18 protein-coding genes are annotated in these 15,919 nt (G+C 71.3%); 5 read left to right on the forward strand and 13 right to left on the reverse strand.

Features of this window, described 5'->3' with window-relative positions; translation table 11 throughout:
• Positions 1-66 precede the first annotated feature (66 nt).
• Together P5P86_RS01340 and P5P86_RS01345 are read left to right on the forward strand one after the other, a co-directional pair.
• Positions 67-996 (forward strand): substrate-binding domain-containing protein, encoded by a 930-nt coding sequence (locus P5P86_RS01340; protein WP_280609472.1) that lies wholly within the window; start codon positions 67-69, stop codon positions 994-996.
• The gene (locus tag P5P86_RS01345; protein WP_280609473.1) at positions 996-1,460 is read left to right on the forward strand and encodes an RpiB/LacA/LacB family sugar-phosphate isomerase; all 465 of its coding nucleotides are present in this window, start codon (positions 996-998) and stop codon (positions 1,458-1,460) included. Before P5P86_RS01340 ends, P5P86_RS01345 begins: the two co-directional genes overlap by 1 nt.
• Here P5P86_RS01345 and P5P86_RS01350 read toward each other — a convergent pair.
• Genes P5P86_RS01350 through P5P86_RS01375 form a run of 6 tightly spaced genes read right to left on the reverse strand, consistent with a single transcriptional unit; the run spans position 1,417 to position 5,921 of the window.
• Positions 1,417-2,082 (reverse strand): 2,3-bisphosphoglycerate-dependent phosphoglycerate mutase, encoded by a 666-nt coding sequence (locus tag P5P86_RS01350; protein WP_280609474.1) that lies wholly within the window; start codon positions 2,080-2,082, stop codon positions 1,417-1,419. The two genes, P5P86_RS01345 and P5P86_RS01350, sit on opposite strands and share 44 nt — an antisense overlap.
• The gene (locus P5P86_RS01355) at positions 2,082-2,930 is read right to left on the reverse strand and encodes an alpha/beta fold hydrolase (RefSeq protein ID WP_280609475.1); all 849 of its coding nucleotides are present in this window, start codon (positions 2,928-2,930) and stop codon (positions 2,082-2,084) included. The genes P5P86_RS01350 and P5P86_RS01355 overlap by 1 nt, the downstream gene beginning before the upstream one ends.
• Before the next feature lie 30 nt (positions 2,931-2,960).
• Positions 2,961-3,785: a 3-methyl-2-oxobutanoate hydroxymethyltransferase gene (locus P5P86_RS01360; RefSeq protein WP_280609476.1), complete on the reverse strand. Its 825-nt coding sequence runs from the start codon at positions 3,783-3,785 to the stop codon at positions 2,961-2,963.
• Positions 3,782-4,264 carry a hypothetical protein gene (locus tag P5P86_RS01365; protein WP_280609477.1) on the reverse strand — a complete coding sequence of 161 codons (483 nt, stop codon included), beginning with the start codon at positions 4,262-4,264 and terminating at the stop codon, positions 3,782-3,784. The genes P5P86_RS01360 and P5P86_RS01365 overlap by 4 nt, the downstream gene beginning before the upstream one ends.
• A gap of 3 nt (positions 4,265-4,267) precedes the next feature.
• Positions 4,268-5,569, reverse strand: a complete 1,302-nt coding sequence (locus tag P5P86_RS01370) for a Rieske 2Fe-2S domain-containing protein (protein ID WP_280609478.1) — start codon at positions 5,567-5,569, stop codon at positions 4,268-4,270.
• A gap of 25 nt (positions 5,570-5,594) precedes the next feature.
• A complete protein-coding gene (locus P5P86_RS01375; protein ID WP_280609479.1) occupies positions 5,595-5,921 on the reverse strand; it encodes a 2Fe-2S iron-sulfur cluster-binding protein in 327 nt (108 codons plus the stop codon).
• 171 nt (positions 5,922-6,092) lie between these two features.
• Here P5P86_RS01375 and P5P86_RS01380 point away from each other — a divergent pair, with 171 nt between their 5' ends.
• Positions 6,093-6,536 (forward strand): MarR family transcriptional regulator, encoded by a 444-nt coding sequence (locus P5P86_RS01380; protein WP_280609480.1) that lies wholly within the window; start codon positions 6,093-6,095, stop codon positions 6,534-6,536.
• A gap of 27 nt (positions 6,537-6,563) precedes the next feature.
• Here the strand turns inward: P5P86_RS01380 and P5P86_RS01385 are convergent, their stop codons facing one another.
• Together P5P86_RS01385 and P5P86_RS01390 are read right to left on the reverse strand one after the other, a co-directional pair.
• Positions 6,564-7,217 carry a phosphatase PAP2 family protein gene (locus tag P5P86_RS01385; protein ID WP_280609481.1) on the reverse strand — a complete coding sequence of 218 codons (654 nt, stop codon included), beginning with the start codon at positions 7,215-7,217 and terminating at the stop codon, positions 6,564-6,566.
• A gap of 69 nt (positions 7,218-7,286) precedes the next feature.
• Positions 7,287-7,979, reverse strand: a complete 693-nt coding sequence (locus P5P86_RS01390) for an HAD family acid phosphatase (protein WP_280609482.1) — start codon at positions 7,977-7,979, stop codon at positions 7,287-7,289.
• 152 nt (positions 7,980-8,131) lie between these two features.
• Between P5P86_RS01390 and P5P86_RS01395 the strand changes: the two genes are divergently transcribed.
• Entirely contained in the window at positions 8,132-9,637 is a 1,506-nt protein-coding gene (locus P5P86_RS01395) for a glycosyltransferase family 39 protein (RefSeq protein WP_280609483.1), read from the forward strand.
• 28 nt (positions 9,638-9,665) lie between these two features.
• Here the strand turns inward: P5P86_RS01395 and P5P86_RS01400 are convergent, their stop codons facing one another.
• The 3 genes from P5P86_RS01400 to P5P86_RS01410 are packed head-to-tail and all read right to left on the reverse strand — an operon-like array spanning position 9,666 to position 12,562.
• Positions 9,666-11,075 carry a sensor histidine kinase gene (locus tag P5P86_RS01400; RefSeq protein WP_280609484.1) on the reverse strand — a complete coding sequence of 470 codons (1,410 nt, stop codon included), beginning with the start codon at positions 11,073-11,075 and terminating at the stop codon, positions 9,666-9,668.
• The gene (locus P5P86_RS01405) at positions 11,072-11,734 is read right to left on the reverse strand and encodes a response regulator transcription factor (protein WP_280609485.1); all 663 of its coding nucleotides are present in this window, start codon (positions 11,732-11,734) and stop codon (positions 11,072-11,074) included. The genes P5P86_RS01400 and P5P86_RS01405 overlap by 4 nt, the downstream gene beginning before the upstream one ends.
• Positions 11,735-11,761: 27 nt before the next feature.
• Positions 11,762-12,562: a COG4705 family protein gene (locus P5P86_RS01410; RefSeq protein ID WP_280609486.1), complete on the reverse strand. Its 801-nt coding sequence runs from the start codon at positions 12,560-12,562 to the stop codon at positions 11,762-11,764.
• A gap of 200 nt (positions 12,563-12,762) precedes the next feature.
• On the opposite strand from P5P86_RS01410, the gene P5P86_RS01415 reads away from it, so the two are divergent.
• A complete protein-coding gene (locus tag P5P86_RS01415) occupies positions 12,763-13,521 on the forward strand; it encodes a polyprenol monophosphomannose synthase (protein ID WP_280611301.1) in 759 nt (252 codons plus the stop codon).
• Here the strand turns inward: P5P86_RS01415 and P5P86_RS01420 are convergent.
• Entirely contained in the window at positions 13,483-15,072 is a 1,590-nt protein-coding gene (locus P5P86_RS01420; protein ID WP_280609487.1) for a glycosyltransferase family 39 protein, read from the reverse strand. The two genes, P5P86_RS01415 and P5P86_RS01420, sit on opposite strands and share 39 nt — an antisense overlap.
• Positions 15,073-15,162: 90 nt before the next feature.
• A complete protein-coding gene (locus P5P86_RS01425) occupies positions 15,163-15,912 on the reverse strand; it encodes a PIG-L deacetylase family protein (protein ID WP_280609488.1) in 750 nt (249 codons plus the stop codon).
• Positions 15,913-15,919 lie beyond the last annotated feature (7 nt).

Raw genomic sequence — 15,919 nt, forward strand, 5'->3', positions numbered from 1 at the left:
AGCCAATATACCATCACTGTGACCCAGGCCACCGGACGCGTCGGTGGCAGCCGACCGAGGAGCGCCATGCACGACCTCTTCACGCTGACCCGCCCGCAGGGCGCCAACCAGGCCCTGGTCGACCATGAGGTGGAGCCCGAGGGCTGGAGTCTCCGTTTCGCCGACGAACCGGTGCTGGTCGACGGGTTCCGTGCGATGGTTCGGCACGAGGTCTACGACGTCGCCGAGCTGGCCGTCACTACCTACCTGACGGCGAAGGAGCACGGTGCCCGGTTCACCGCGCTGCCGATCTTCATCGTGCGGGACTTCCACCACGCCAAGACCCAGGTGCTGGCGGCCGGGCCGATCAGGGCCGCCGCCGATCTCGCGGGCAAGCGGGTGGGCGTCAACCGCGGCTACACCGTGACAGCCGGCGTCTGGGCGCGGGCGGCCCTCGCCGACGCCGGCCTGGACCTCTCCTCGGTGACGTGGGTGCTCTCCGGCGACGAGCACGTCGCCGGCTACGTCCCCCCGCCGAACGTCGTCTCCGCGCCCGGGGGCCGGTCGCTCGAGGAGCTGTTGCTCGCCGGCGAACTGGACGCGGTGGTCAACGCCGACATCCGACACCCCGAGGTCGTGCCGCTGCTTGCCGAGGGCGCCGCCTGGGACTCCCTGCGCACGACCGGCTTCATCCCCATCAACCACCTGATCGTGATCCGCGACGAGCTGATCGAGGCGCACCCCGGCCTGGCCACGGCCGTCTTCCGCGCCTTCGCCGAGGCCAAGGTGCCCTACCTCGAGCGGCTTCGTCGCGGCGAGGGCGACGCCGGGCAGGACCGCCTGCTGCGCCGGGCGATGGAGATCACCGGCGGCGCCGACCCGCTGCCGTACGGCGTGGAGGCCAACCGGGCGGTGCTCGCGAAGCTGATGGAGAACGCCGTCGCCCAGGGCATCCTGACCGGGCCTGCGAACCTGCAGGACGTGTTCGCCGCCGAGACCCTCGACCTCGTCGGCTGATGCGGATCGCGCTCGCCGCGGACCATCACGGGGTCGCGCTGAAGTCGCGGCTGTTCGACCGGCTGGCCGCTGCGGGCCACGCTGTCACCGATGCCGGCACGGACGACCCCGACGTGATCGTGGACTACCCCCCGCTGTGCGCGGCAGTGTCGCGGCTGGTCGCGCGCGGGGAGGCCGACCTGGCCATCGTGATCGGTGGCAGCGGGCAGGGCGAGGTCATCGCGTGCAACAAGATCCGGGGCGTGCGGGCCGGGCTGGCCTACAGCCGGTTCAGCGTGCAGATCTCGCGAGGCAACAACGACGCCAACGTGATGGTGCTGGGCACCAAGGTGCTCGCCGAGGCGGAGGCGCTCGAGTTGGTGGAGCTCTGGCTCGCGACACCGTTCAAGGGTGCCGAGCATCGGCGCCGCGTGGAGCAGATCAGCGCGCTGGAAGCAGACTCGCCACACCCAGCGGGGGGATGATCGGCGTCGCCGTCGGGACCTGCGCCAGGGCCGTCTCGGCCAACGGCCGGCCGGTCGCCAGATGCAGCAGGACGCGCAGCGCGTTGCCGTGCGAGACGACCAGCACCCGGCCGCCATCGGCGAGCAGGGGACGCAGGACGGCCTCCCAGTAGGGCCGCATCCGGGCGGCGACATCGGCCAGGCTCTCGCTCCTGGTCAGACGCGCCTCGGAGGCGCCGTACCGAGCGTCGGCCAGCTGCCTCGCGAGCGCGTCCTGGTCGGCCGGCGGCGGGCGTACGTCGACGGCGCGGCGCCAGCGCTCGACGTCCTCCGCGCCGTACCGGCTGCGCGCCAGGTCCTTGTGCAGACCCTGGAGCGCGCCGTAGTGGCGCTCGTTCAACCGCCAGTCGCGCCGCAGCGGTGTCGTCCAGCCCGCCGCATCGGCGAGGAGGTGCGCGGTGTTGATCGCCCGGCCGAGCACCGAGGTGTGGATCTCGGTCGGCCGCAGGGCGGCCAGGGCGTGCCCGGCGGCGCACGCCTGGCCGATGCCGCGCGGGGTGAGGGGGACGTCGAGCCAGCCCGCGAAGAGCTCTCCGGCGTTCGCGGTGCTCTCGCCGTGCCGCAGCAGCACGAGGGGGCCCATCAGTGCTCCCCCAGGAAGGTCAGGATCCGGCGCGGAGCGGTGAGAGCGGTCTGCTCGGCGACCGGCACGTCCCAGTACTCGTGCACGGGCAGGCACTCCTGGAGGTAGCGCGCGGCGGACGGCGCGTGGGAGGAGTCCTGGCCCGGCACGACCAGCGCGGGGACGTCGAGCGTCATGAGGTCCTCGGCCTCCACTCCCGGGACGGTGTCGCGGTCGAACAGCCCCCGCACGGTGCCTGTCACGACCAGCTCATAGCGTGCCGGATCCCCGGCGGCGTACGACGCGGCGAACGCCGCGTCCGTGCGCAACGGAGCGGCCCACGGACCGACCCGTGGGTCCTGGGAGAACCCGGCCTCGGTGGAACGGGCCAGGTCGACGACGGCTGGGAGGCCGTGCTCGGCGACGAACGCGAGGTGCTGGACGAAGCGGCGGTGCTGCGCCATCCGGTAGCGCGGGCCGCCGGCCGGGGAGAAGAGCACCATGCTGCGCACCCGCTCAGGCGCGGCGACGGCGAGCGCCGCCGCCGTCGAGCAGCCGACGCATCCGCCCATGGTGTGCACCCGGTCGAGGCCGAGATGGTCGATGAGCCGCAGGGCCTGGTCGACGTACGCGGACCAGGTCAGCCGCTCGACCCGGCCGCCGGAGCGACCGGACTCGCGCCGGTCGAAGACCACGCAGGTGTAGGAGGAACGGAACGCGTCGACGAAGCCGAGGTCGCGGTAGCGGCCGAACGTCGTCCAGTTCTCCAGGCTCGAGTCGAAGCCGCCGGGGCTGAACATCAGCAACGGAGGACCCTCTCCCACTGTCTGGTAGCGGGTCGGGATGCCGCCGAGGTCGACGATCGGCACAACTGCTCCTTCGGGTCCTGGCGCGCGGGGCTACTTCTGGCCGCGGAGCCGGCGCGCGCCGCGGATGTCGGACGCACAGGCGACGAGGGCGTCGTAGGCCACCCTCGCCACGTTCGCGTAGGTGTCGGGCTCACTGTCCACGTTGGCGGCGTGGTAGCCGATGGCCGCCGTGACCATCCGGATCCGGCCGTCGAGCCACGGGCCGCCGCCGAAGCCACCGAGCACCGGGATGGCGACGGCGTCCACGACCGCGGGGCCGACGACCGGACCCGAGTTCGTGAGGTTGAGCGCGACAGCGCCGGCGGACTCCAGCCGCTTGGCCTCGGCGACCAGCTCCTCGAGCATCCCGTCGGGCACCCGGGCGGTGCTCGCAGCGGAGTACTCCACGCCGTACTTCAGCGAGGTCTGCGGCGTGATCCCGAACTGCGCGAAGACCGGGATCCCCGCGCGGGTGATCGCCTCGACGGCCTCGGGGAAGTCCGACGCGCCGTCCAGCTTCACCAGGTCCACGCCGGCCTCCTTGGCCAGGCGCACCGCAGCCCGCACCGCGGTCTCGACACCCTCCTGCAGCGGGCCGAACGGGAAGTCGACGCTGAGGAGTGCTCGCCGCACGCCGCGCCGCACCGCCTTGGCGACCACCAGGATCTCTCCCATGGTGATCTCGAGCGGGTGCGGCTGACCCCACAGGTTGACCCCGACCGTGTCGCCGACGGAGACGATCTCGGCGCCGGCACGGTCGGCCAGCTGAGCCATCTGGTAGTCCCAGGCGACGAAGCAGACGCTCTTCTCACCGGCGGCCTTCATCGCCCGCAGCGCGGGGATCGTGACCTTGTCGGCGCGCGGCGCCGTACTCATGCGCGGGTTGCCCGGAGCAGCTCGAACAGGTCGTCGTGCTCGGCCGGGACGAGCAGGATGCGTGCGTAGGGGCGGATCGCCATCAGGGTGTCGCCGGCGAGGCTGCCCTCGTCGGTCATCAGCAGTCCGGCCGTCATGGTGGACCGCTCACGGCAGACGGCCCCGACCGCTGCCACCGCCCGCGCGTTGATCGCGTTGGTAGCCACCATGATCACCGAGTCGGAGTGTTCCAGCTCGGCGGCCATCGGCCGCGCCTCGCCGCTCAGGGTGATCAGCTCGGCCCCGGACACGGAGGCGGTGTAGAAGTGCGCCTGCCCCCACGGCCCGTCGGAGACGGCACGGACGACTTCGGCGGCGGCCGGGTCGAAGGCGATGACGCGGGTCGAGCGGGCGTGGGCCAGTGGGTAGTCGAGCCGGTACGCCGCCTCCTTCGAGGTGGCCGCCCGGGCACAGCTGCTGACCAGGATCGGGGTGGCCATGGCTCAGACCGTCGTCTGCGGGACGCCCGGGCGAGCCTGGAAGGCCTCGCCGATCCCCTCGACGAACGGCTGGTCGGCGGGCAGCACGATCGCCACCGAGCGGATCGCCTGGTGCTCGGGCACGTTGCCGACCGGCTCGGTGCCGTGGTCGCGCAGCGCCTCCACGGCCCGGCGCAGCTTCTGCCGGGCCTTGATGATGCCGGCGTCCGTCGCCACCAGGCGCTCCTTGGTCCGGTCCACGATCGGGCCCATGCTCTCCTGGAGCGAGGAGTCCTGGATCGCGATGCCCTTGACGCCGGAGAAGAGCTCGCCGGTCCGCTGCTTGTCCCGGTCGATCAGGTAGTCGTTCTCCTTGTTCGCCACCGGCCGGTAGGTGCCGGGGATGTTCTCGCTGTGGACGCCGGCACCTGCCCTCATCGCGTCGACCTCCTTGACGGAGAGCTCCCGAGCCGGGTGGTAGTCGAAGCTCCACGCCCAGCAGTTCTCGTCGTCGATCGGCACCCAGAAGTGGCCGTGCATCGGATGGTCGCCGCGCGGTGGGACCATGGTGAAGTTCGGCAGCACCCAGGGGGTCACGCGCCAGTAGTACTGGCCGTCCTCGGCGTTGCGGCGGGCACCGATCAGGAGGCCGCCGTCGTTCTCGACGACCTCGAAGAACGGCTTGAGGTCGTTCTTGTTGTAGTGGTTGCCCCTGGAGCCGGCGAAGAGGGGGTCGGCCTCCAGGCCCTTGCCCGACGGTCCACCGCCGTGCAGCCACGTGACGTGGCTGGAGTCGATGCCGCCTTCGAGCGCCTGGAGCCAGTTGCACTCCTGGAACCGCTTGGAGGTGAACGTCTGCTTCTCCGGGACGGTGGCGAACTCCCACGACGGGAGCGGCGGCTGCGCTGCGGGATCTCCGAGGTAGGCCCACAGGATGTCGCCGACCTTGACCAGCGGGTAGGAGCGGAGCTTGACGTTCTTGCAGAAGTCGGAGTTGTCCAGCTCGCTGGGAACGTCGACGGCCTGGCCCGCGGCGTTGTACTTCCAGCCGTGGTACGGGCAGCGGATGCCGCCCTCCTCGACCCGGCCGAAGAACATCGAGACTCCCCGGTGGGCGCAGAACTCGTCCATCAGGCCGTACTCACCCTCGGGGGTGCGGACCGCGATGAGTCGCTCCGAGAGGATCTTCACCCGGACGGGCGGGCAGCCGTCCTCCGGCAGCTCCTCGGTGTGCAGCACCGGCTGCCAGTAGCGGCGGAACAGGTCGCCCATCGGGGTACCCGGACCGGTCTGGGTGAGCAGGTCGTTGATGTCAGGACGCAGCATGGCGTGTGCCTCTCTTCGCGGGTTCTCAGTGCCACGCTTCGGCGCGCGGCTCGACGACGAGGCCGTCCAGCTCGTCGGTGACGGTGATCTGGCAGCCGAGCCGGCTCGCCTCGGTGAAGTCGGTGACGCCGAGATCGAGGAGGTCCGCCTCCATCTCGCCGGGACCGCCGACGCGGTCGCGGAAGTCCTCGCGGACCCAGACGTGGCAGGTGGCGCACGAGAGCTGGCCGCCACACTCGCCCACGATGCCGGGAACCCCGGAACGGACGGCGGCGGCCATCACGTTCTCGCCCGCGGCGGCATCGACGACACGCTCCTCGCCGTCGGCGCTGACATAGACGACCTTGGGCACTGCGATCTCCTTCCGTAATGGCCTAACCATTGTCCCAATTTGTGTGACGTGCGTCAACCGCCCCGGCCGGGTCGGGGCGAACGTTGTCCACAACCCCGGGCCCGCAAGGCTCGATCGGGGGTGCCGTCTCGCCGCGATCGCGAGCAACGGCGATGGGCTAATGTGCCGCGCATGTCATCCTCGGAAGCCCTCGTCATGGACGCCGGCCTCGCCCGCACACTGCCGCTGGCCGTGATGCGTCTGCGTCGCCGGCTGCTGAACGAGCGGCACCCCGACAACGACCTGTCATTGGGCGCGATGGCGGTCGCAGCGGCACTGGAGCATCACGGGGACATGGCGCTGGGCGCGCTGGCCCAGCGCGAGCGGGTGCGCCCGCCGAGCATGACCCGTACCGTCAACTGTCTCGAGGAGGGCGGGTACGTCGTGCGCCGGCCCGGGGAGACCGATCGGCGCCAGGTGATCGTGTCACTCACCGACAAGGGGCGTGAGACGCTCCGGGTCGACCGCGCCCGCCGTACCGAGTGGCTGGCCCAGCGACTCGGTCAGCTCGACGAGGCCGACCGTGCGATCCTGTCGGACGCGATCCCTCTCCTCGAGATGCTCGCCCGCGCGTGAGCGGGCACCACGCCTACGGTGGCAGGCTCACTCCAGGGTGGACCGCCGGCGGAGCGGCGGAGCGCCCACGCTGAGCAGGGGGCGCAATCGCGTGTTCCCGAGTGCCTCGATGAGCCTGGTCAACGGTCGGCTCGCCAACCGCCAGCCGACGAGCATCACGACGCAGCTGAGGATGATCGCGCCGATGACGTCGTGGGGGTAGTGCTGGCCCAGGTAGATCCTCGAGAAGCCCTCCAGAGCGGCGAGTGCGACGGCCACGAGGCCGATGGTGCGGTTCACGATCCAGAGGCCGACGGCGAGCGCCACCGCGACCGTCATGTGGTCGGAGGGGAACGAGTAGTCGGTGGGGCCGGGACAGGCCTGCACGCTGTGCACCATGAGCGCTTGGCACGGCCGGGTCTCCTGGAAGACCTGCTTGAGGAGCAGGCCACCGGCGACGCAGAGGACGGCGCCGATCCCGACCCACGCCACCGCGGCGAGGTCCCGGGGGTTCGAGCGCGAGCGGGCGTACCACCATGCGACAGCCGTCATCACCACCAGGAGCACGATGCTGGCGGTGGTGTAGACCTCGATCGGCCGGTGCAGCCATCCGGTGCGGTCGGCGAACGACGTGATCGTCCGGTACCAGCCGTCGTCGGCAGTCGTGACGGTCCTGGTGTGCTGGACGGTGGCCAGTGCCATCGGCAAGTGAGTCCCTCTCGGTGTGGTTCCGCGGGCGGGTGGTGCGCCGGCGGGTGGTCGGGCCGGCGGTCAGGCCGGCTTCGCGAAGTCCGGCAGTCGGACTTCCTTCTCAGGTCGGGGGGCGCCGGAGAAGCTGGCGCCGTCTGCCGCCACCGACATCGCGAGCGTGTAGCCCTGAGCCTGTATCGCCGCCCGGCACTGGGCCTTGGCTGACTGCTCGTTCGTCGCGCCGACGGGACGTGCGTAGACGGCGTTGGCCGGCACGTTCTCCTGGTCGAACCGCGCCTCGATGCGCAGAAGGCTGTCGCCGTACCGCCGCCCGGTCACGTAGAAGATCGAGTAGCCGAGGTCGTGCGCCGCCCTCACGAAGCGGACCGAGCGTGGAACGAGGGCACCGATCCCTCCGAAGTGGGTCTGGACCATGACGTCGTCGATGCCCATCACGACCGCCAGACGCTCTCCAGGGCCGCGGTGGGCCATCCGGTGCCTGAGCCACGCTTCCGCGCCGTGCCCACCGGTGGAGCTGTAGGCGTGGTCGACGGCGCGCAACCAGGCCCGCTCGTCCTGAGGCGCTGGCGGCATCCTGTCATCGGCGATGCGAGCACTGGACTGCTCGGGGGACCCGGTCAAGGGACGAGCGAGGTCGAGGTCTGCGGGGCCGTCCACCGCGCAGGCGGTGAGGAGGGCGCAGGCCATCAGGGCGAGCGCCGCATGGAGTCGGCGTCCCGGCCGGAGGCGCGGCGTCCGCCCGGGCGGCGTCATCGGGACCATGCAGACCTCCGGCTCATCCGACGATCCGGCCGGCGGGGTCATGGTTGGTCACCGCACCAGTGAAGGGGCACCGCCATGCCACTGACCTGACCGCCGGCGCGCGGCCAGGCTAATGGCACCCACCGCGCCGGATCGTTGGCGCCGTGAGTGCGGTCGTCGAGTGTGCCGACGAGCGGGTCGAGCACGCGCGGCCCGCTGTCCTGCAGCCGTGGTGTCGGTGGCGGACAGGCGTTGCGTACGCCGTCGTCGTCGCGGTGGCACGTCTGCTGATCGCCCGACTGCCCCTGACGCCGGATGAGGGCGGCTACCTGTTGGCGGCCTCGCAGTGGCACCACGGCACGTCGACGTACGGCAACTACTTCGTCGACCGTCCACCGCTGTTGATGGCCGTCTACGCGCTCGCCGGGGTACTCGGTGGGGGCCTCGTCCTGCGACTGCTCGGCGTCGTCGCCGCTGTCGCCGCCGTCCTCGTCGCCGGGCGAATTGCCGGCCGGGCCGCGGCTGCTGCCGTCGCCGTCCTCGTCGTCACGCCCCTGTTCGGCACGACGAACGTCGACGGCGAGCTGCTTGCTCTGCCCTTCATCCTCGCCGGTCTCCTGGCGCTGTTGCGAGCGGTGTCACCGATAGACCGGCCATCGCTCCGAGCTGGGGTGGGCGCGGGCGTGCTGGCGATGGCGGCGATGCTGATCAAGCAGAACATGCTGGACGTGTTCGTGGCGGCGGCCAGCGTCTGCGTCGTGCTGGCCGCGAACCGACACTGGCGATCCGCAGCACGCCTGGGCGGCTCGGTCGCGGCGGGGGCGCTGGCCGCAGGTGCCGTCGCACTGAGCCTGGCCTGGGCGCGCGGAACGTCGCCGGCGCATCTGTGGGACGCGCTGGTGACCTTCCGGTTCCAGGCCGGATCGCTCATCTCCGCACAGGGCAGTGCTGCGGGCGGCACCGCCCACCGTCTCCACCAGCTCCTGCGGTCGCTGGTCCTCTCGGGAGCGCCGTTCGTCGGGCTCGTCGCGCTCGTCGCGGCCGGGAGGCCAGCCCTGAGGATGACCTCGGACCGGCCGTGGCGACTCGACCTGCGGTGGGTCGCGCTGCCGGTCATCGGCTGGGAGGCGGTGGGAGTGGTGCTGGGAGGCAGCTACTGGCTGCACTACCTGATCGCGCTGATCCCGGGGCTGGTGCTGCTCCTGGGTGCGGTACGTCGCCTCGGCGTCTCCCGGCAGGGGCCGAGGGTCCCTGTGCTGCTGGGCACCTCGCTCCTCGCCTCAGCCATCAGCGCGACGATCGCCTTCGTCGGCGTGGCCGTGCACCAGCCGCAGCAGGACAGCGATGCTCGGATCGCCGCGTATCTCTCCGCCCACCGACAGGCAGGCGACACCGTGGTGGTGGCCTTCGGGCATCCGAACATCGTCTACGACGCGGGGATGACCAGCCCGTACGAGCATCTGTGGAGCCTCTCGGCTCGGGTGCGTGACCCGCGGCTGCTCGATCTGACCCGGCTGATGGATCAACCGCGGCCACCGCAGTGGGTGGTCGTCGCCGGTGCCTCGCTCGGCACGTGGGGAGTGGACGCGACCGCTGCGGACCAGGCCCTGCACCGGCACTACCGCGCGGTGGCGGCCGCCGGCGACTGGCACATCTTCGAGCGGGACTGAGGCTTTCTCGCCCGAGACGGCGTCGGTCTCATCCGTCTTTCGGGTGTTGGTCCTCGCCGAGGGCCGGTGCCGCGGCCGGGAGCCTGATCTCGAACGTCGCACCGCCGCTCGGGGCGTGGGGTCGAAGCGTCACGTCGCCCCCGACGCTGCGCGCCACCCGCCGAGCGAGCGCGAGTCCCAGTCCGCTCCCCCCACTGCCGGTATGGCCCGGGGTGAAGATCACGTCGAGGTCGGCATCGTCGATGCCGGGTCCGTTGTCGGCGACGAGCAGGGAGATCCAATCCTCACGACGTACGCCGACCACCTCGACGTGCTCGGCGTGGCGGATGGCGTTCTCCAGGACGGGCGCGACGGCGCGCGCGGCGAGGGTCGGAGCCACCGCCACGCACAGGTCGGCCGCGAGGTCGACCTGCACCCGATCGCCGCCGGCGAGGTCGCGGAGCAGCCCGTGGATCACCGAGGCGAGGTCGGCGTCGTCGGCTCGAGCACCCGTCGACGTCGACCTCGCGAGCTCGACGAGTCCGGTGATGGTGGCGGCCATCTCGCGGCAGGAGTCGGTGATGTAGCCGAGGTCCTCGCGTAGCTCCGCGTCGAGGTCGTCGCGATCGGAGATGACCTCCGCCGTGGCGAGGACGGCCGTCAGCGGTGTCCGCAGCTCGTGAGCCAGCTCGGAGGTCAACCGTTGCTCGTCGAGGATGGCGCGACGCACGCGATCGAGGAGCCGGTCGAGGGTGTGGCCCAGGGCCCTGATCTCGTCGGTCGGTGGGCCCAGGTCGAAGCGCCGGTCGAGGTCGTGCTCGCTCCATGCCTCCGCGGTGTGCGCCATCAATGCCACCGGCACGAGGGCGCGCCGGCTCGCCCAGGCGACGAGCAACGTGGCGAGGACGACGATCGTCGCCCCGATGCCGATCGCGATGGCGAGGGCGTCGTGGATGATGTCCTGGTAGCTGTCGAGCCGTTCGGAGACGACGACGACGCCGCTGACGCCACTCGGGGTCGTGAACGGTTGGGCGAGGAGCGCGAAGGCGTCGCCGATGTGGGCCCGACGCGTGGTCGAGGACGTCGACAGGTCGGCGAAGAAGCGCGCCTGGGAGGGCGGCACCACTCCGGCGACGAGCCGGCCGGCCGTGTCGTAGACGGCGACACCCGGATCGAGCCGGGCATCGGGGACCGAGAGTGTCCGGCTCGAGCTCGCCGACGAGGCGGAGCTGATCACCGCGTCGGCTCGATCCTCGAGCACCCTCGCGACGGCGCTGTGGGAGGAACGCGAGAGTGCTACCTGGATGACGAGGATCAGCAGGATCGCGACGGTGCTGGCGAAGACGGCGGTGAGCGTGACCAGGCGACGCCGCAAGGTCGAGCTGTCGCCGCCGAAGCCGCCCCAGGCCGCCAGCCTCCTGATCGGGGATGGTGCGGTCGGCCCGTGCCGGCCGCTCACGAGATCGTGAAGCCGACACCGCGCACGGTCGTCAGGGCGGCCGGGGAGTTGATCGACTCGAGCTTGACCCGGATGCGGCGGATGAAGCTGTCGAGCGTGTTCTCGGCGACGATGGCGCCGTCGGGCCAAGCCGCCGCGACGACTGCCTGGCGACGTACGACCTCGTCCGGCCGGGAGAGCACGACAGCGAGCAGCCGGTACTCCGTGGGGGTCAACGCGACCTCACCGTCGGCCGTACGCACCGTGTGGCGGAGAGGATCGAGGACCAGACCCGACTCCTCCTTCTCGCGCCGTGACGCACGGTTGATCAGCACGGTGAGCCGCGCGATGACCTCCTTGATCTCGAAGGGCTTCACGACGTAGTCCTCGGCGCCGACGGCGAAGCCCTGCAGCTTCTCATGGGTGGCGCCGAGCGCCGTCAGGAACAGCACCGGAGCATCCTGGCCGGCGGCCTTGAGCGCCTGGACGACATCGCGACCGTCGGAGTCGGGCAAGCCGATGTCCATCACGATCGCGTCGACGCCGCTGTTCGCGTGGAACAGCTTGATCGCCTCGGCTCCGTTGAAGGCGGCGAGCACCGTGTGCCCGGCCTGTTGGAGACCACGTGCGAGCGCGCGGCGGATCGCGGGCTGGTCCTCACAGATCCCGATCGTCGCCATCGTGCCTTCCCCCGCCACCGTCAGTCCCTATGCGGCCGAGTCTGACACGGCGCGCTCCTCGGTGCGGTCAACCTTGCTGACGCTGAGGTAGACGACCACGGCAAGGATCGCTGCCAGGAACGCGAGGCTGGGCCACAGGGTGCCGAGAGCGAGGCCGCCCTCAGACTTGTCCGAGGAGAGGTAGTCGCCGATGTTGGCACCCAGCGGGCGGGTCAGGATGAAGGCGACCCAGAAGGTGGCGACGGCGTTGACCCCGGCACGCCACGCGAGGAGGGTCAGCGCGATCAGGCCCAGGGGGAGCAGGACCGAGACGCCGGGAGTCCAGCCGGTGAGCTCGACGGTCCAGTCTCCGAGAGCGGTGCCGAGCGCGAAGGTCACCAGGACGGTGAGCCAGTACCAGGCCTCCCGCGAGCCGGTGTTCACGGCATGGATGGACAGGGTCCGCTCGCGCCACCACCATGCGGCGAAGACGACGACGAGGAGCACGGAGAAGACGGTGCTGCTGATCCACAGCGGCACGTTGTGGCCGTCGGTGAGGTTGTCGGTCAGCAGCGTGCCCTCCACGCTGACGAGCACCACCGTCAGCCAGTAGATCCAGGGCGTGTAGCGCCGGGTGCGGAACTGGACGGCGAGCGCGACGATGAGCGCGACGCCGAACAGGATGGTCGTGTTGACCAGGCCGAACCCGACCGTCTCGTTGATGTAGTCGGCGAAGCTCTCCCCGACACTCGTGCACAGGATCTTGATGACCCAGAACCACACCGTGATCTCGGGAACCTTGTTCAGCATGGCGCCGCGAAGCGTCGGCGCAGGCGTGTACGTCGTCATGTCCAGCAGGCTGGTCGGTCAGCGGTGCCATTCACCTGACCGGCCGACGAAGGCCTGCGGACGAGCCGCCTTCCAACCATGTCAATGACACGTTGGATCGCCGATGGTTGACCGGTGAGCACAGCTGTGGGGGTTCGCACCTCCGGCACGGAAGGTCATGGAGCTTGAGTACTGATCTGGGGCCTCTCGGCCGCGCGATCATGGTGATCCCGACCTACAACGAGGCTGCCAACCTCGGTTGGATCGTCGCTCGGTTGCGGCGAGCGGAACCCGAGGTCGACGTCCTGGTCGTCGACGACAACTCCCCCGACGGCACCGGCTCCCTCGCCGAGGAGCTCGCGGCGTCGGACCAGCACGTGCACGTGCTGCACCGCACCGAGAAGAACGGCCTGGGCGCCGCCTACCTCGAGGGCTTCGCCTGGGCGCTCGCCCAGGGTTACGACGTCATCGGGGAGATGGACGCCGACGGCTCCCACCAGCCCGAGGAGCTGCATCGGTTGCTCGACGCGCTGCAGGCCGCCGACCTCGTCATCGGGTCGCGCTACGTGGCGGGCGGCTCGGTGGTGAACTGGCCGCTCTCGCGCCAGGCGCTCTCCCGGGCCGGCAACCTCTATGTGCGCCTCCTGCTGGGGATCGGCGTGCGCGATGCGACGGGCGGCTTCCGGGTGTTCCGGCGCCAGACGCTGGAGAAGGTCGACCTCGGCTCGGTGGAGTCCGCCGGCTACGTCTTCCAGACCGATCTGGCGACCCGGACGGTGCGGGCGGGCATGGTCGTCGCGGAGGTACCGATCGAGTTCGTCGAGCGGGTGCGCGGCTCCTCGAAGATGAGCGGGACGGTCGCCTCGGAGTCTCTCCGGCTCGTCACGGTGTGGGGCCTGCGCGAGCGCCGCCAGCAGCTCGCCCGAGCCTGGCGCCGTACGTCAGGACGCAGGCCCGCCCGAACCCGTCGTCCCCGATGACCGCCGAAGCTCGAAGATGGCTGTCGAGGGGCCTCGCCAGGCGCGCACCATGCGGTAGCCGAGCCGGTCGAGGAGCAGCAGGTCCGGGTCGCCGGGTGCCGTGAGCGGCAGGGCGGCGTCCGTGACGACGAACAGGCGGCTGCGGGGTGCGGCGGTGGTCAACCTCGCGCTGACGGCGGCGAGCGGGTAGTCGCGGCCCCACAGACTCCGGTTCTGGGTCGGGGTGAGGTGCTGTGTCACATCCCGGAGCCCGCTCACCGCCCCGGGATAGGCGATCGCGAGCTTGGCTGTCGACACCGTCCTACGTCCGCGGAGGTTGAGATAGGCGATGTCGTCGCCGGCCCGCGCATGTCGGCGCAGGTAGGCGGCCGCGACTCGCCAGTCGCTCGCCTTCTTGGCCGTCGTCGTTCGCAGCGTCAGCGCGATCGGCGCCGCCAGGACCACCAGCAGAACGCCGCTGGTCACCTGACGCCATGACGAGCGCAAGCGCGCGATGGCCGCCCCTACCAGCAGCGCGAGGGCCGGAGCGGTGAACGTGGCGTACCGGGGGCTGTAGAGCGGCTTGATCGCGTAGCTGTAGGCGAGGATCAGCGCGGTCGGCACCACGAGCCAGCACAGCGCGAGCAACACCAGCGGGCGCTCGGCACGACTGCGCCCGAGACCTCTCACCACCGCGAGTACCGCCAGCGTCACCACCACGACCGCCAGGGCCAGCACCGCCAGCGTCCACGGCGGCCCGACGCGCACCGTCTGGGCGTGGGTGGGCAGCTCACCGGTGAAGAACTGCTGGAGCAGCACCTGCACGAGCGTCACCCGCAGCGGAGGAGCCGTGTGAAAGGGAAGCTGCCACTGCTCGTGATGAGCCATCACCACCATCGGGCTCAGCAGCAGCGCGACGACGGCCGCCGCCGCTGCCGCCGGACGCAGCCGCTGCCGGGAGAGGAGCGAGACGGCGAGGAGGTGAGCGGCAGCGAGGAGCAGCAGATAGATGAACAGGACGCTGGCCGCGAGGAGCGCGAAGGCGTACCGCAGCCAGCGCCAGGTGCCTCCCCGCCGCAGGGCTGCCACCAGCGCGAGCGTGACCCAGACGGCGGCGGCGAGGTCGAAGGCGTAGGACCGCGCCTCCCCGCCGGCCCAGACCGTCCGGGGCAGGATGGCCAGCACGAGTCCCGCGCAGGTTCCGGTACGGCGGTCGACGAGCCGGGTGGCGAGCAGAACGAGGCCGGCCGCACCCAGGCCGACGGCGAGAGCCGAGGGCAGGCGGAGCGCGAGCGCGCTGCGACCCGCCAGCGCGATCCAGAAGTGCATGAAGAGGTAGTAGAGGCCGTGCACCGCATCGATGCGCGTGATGAGCGCCCACCATGCCGGGATGCTCCGGGTGGCCGCGGAGACGGTGGCTGCCTCGTCGGTCCACAGCGAGGGATGCCCGATCCGGATCAGGCTGAGGACGGTCGCGACCAGCCCGACCGCCAGTGCGGTGCTCGTTCGGGCGCCGTCCGGCGCCGAGGGCCGGCTATCGGCTCCGGGTGGCAGCAGAACGGTGGCGCCCACGCCGCAGACGGTAGGCCGCGCCGCATGCCGGCAACCTGGGTGAGACGCGAGCCCGAGCAGCACCTCTCACCGGCGGCGGCCGACGGTGTGTCAGGGTCGCACGCGGAAGTACTCGTACCCGAGCACGCGGCGGGCGACCGGGCGAGGCAGGGCCAGCAGCACTGCCAGCGTCCGGACACCCCCCGTGGTCTGCGAGGCGTGGGCGGCCAGGGCCGACCGCTTGGCGCCCCACTGGGGCCGCACGTCGACCACGACGTCGATCTCGGCGCGATCGGAGTAGATCTCGTCCCCGGGCAGCGTCATGCCGGGCAGCAGCGAGCGCATCGGTCGCACCAGCCGCAACGATCGCACGAGCCAGGTGCGGTCGAGCGTCGCCTCCCACAGGGCCGGGCGGCGGCGCGCGAGCGCTTGAGCCGCCTGTGCCACCCGGTGGACCTGCACGTGGTCAGGGTGCCCGTACCCGCCGTGTGCGTCGTAGCCGGTGAGCACCGTGGCCCCCTCCTCGTCGAGGATCGCCGCGACACGGCGCGCCGCTATGAGGATCGGCACGTCGATGAAGCGTGTGCGGGCGGCGGACGGGGCGGCCGCCATGCCGGAGTCGGCGTAGTCCAGCCATACGACGCGGGCGACGCCGAGGATCGCGGCGGCTCGCAGCAGCTCGGCGCGTCGCTGCACGCCCAGCGGCGTGCCGGCTTCGGAGGAGCCGGTCAGCCCCGCTGCCCCGTCGGTGGCCAGCACCAGGATCACCCTGTCACCGGCTGCCGACCGTTGAGCGAGCCAGCCGCCGGTCAGCAGCGCCTCGTCATCGGGATGGGCGTGGAGCGCGACGATCGTGTCCATCTCGGTG

Origin of the sequence: Nocardioides sp. BP30 (assembly GCF_029873215.1) — a bacterium.
Taxonomy (GTDB): Bacteria; Actinomycetota; Actinomycetes; order Propionibacteriales; family Nocardioidaceae; genus Nocardioides.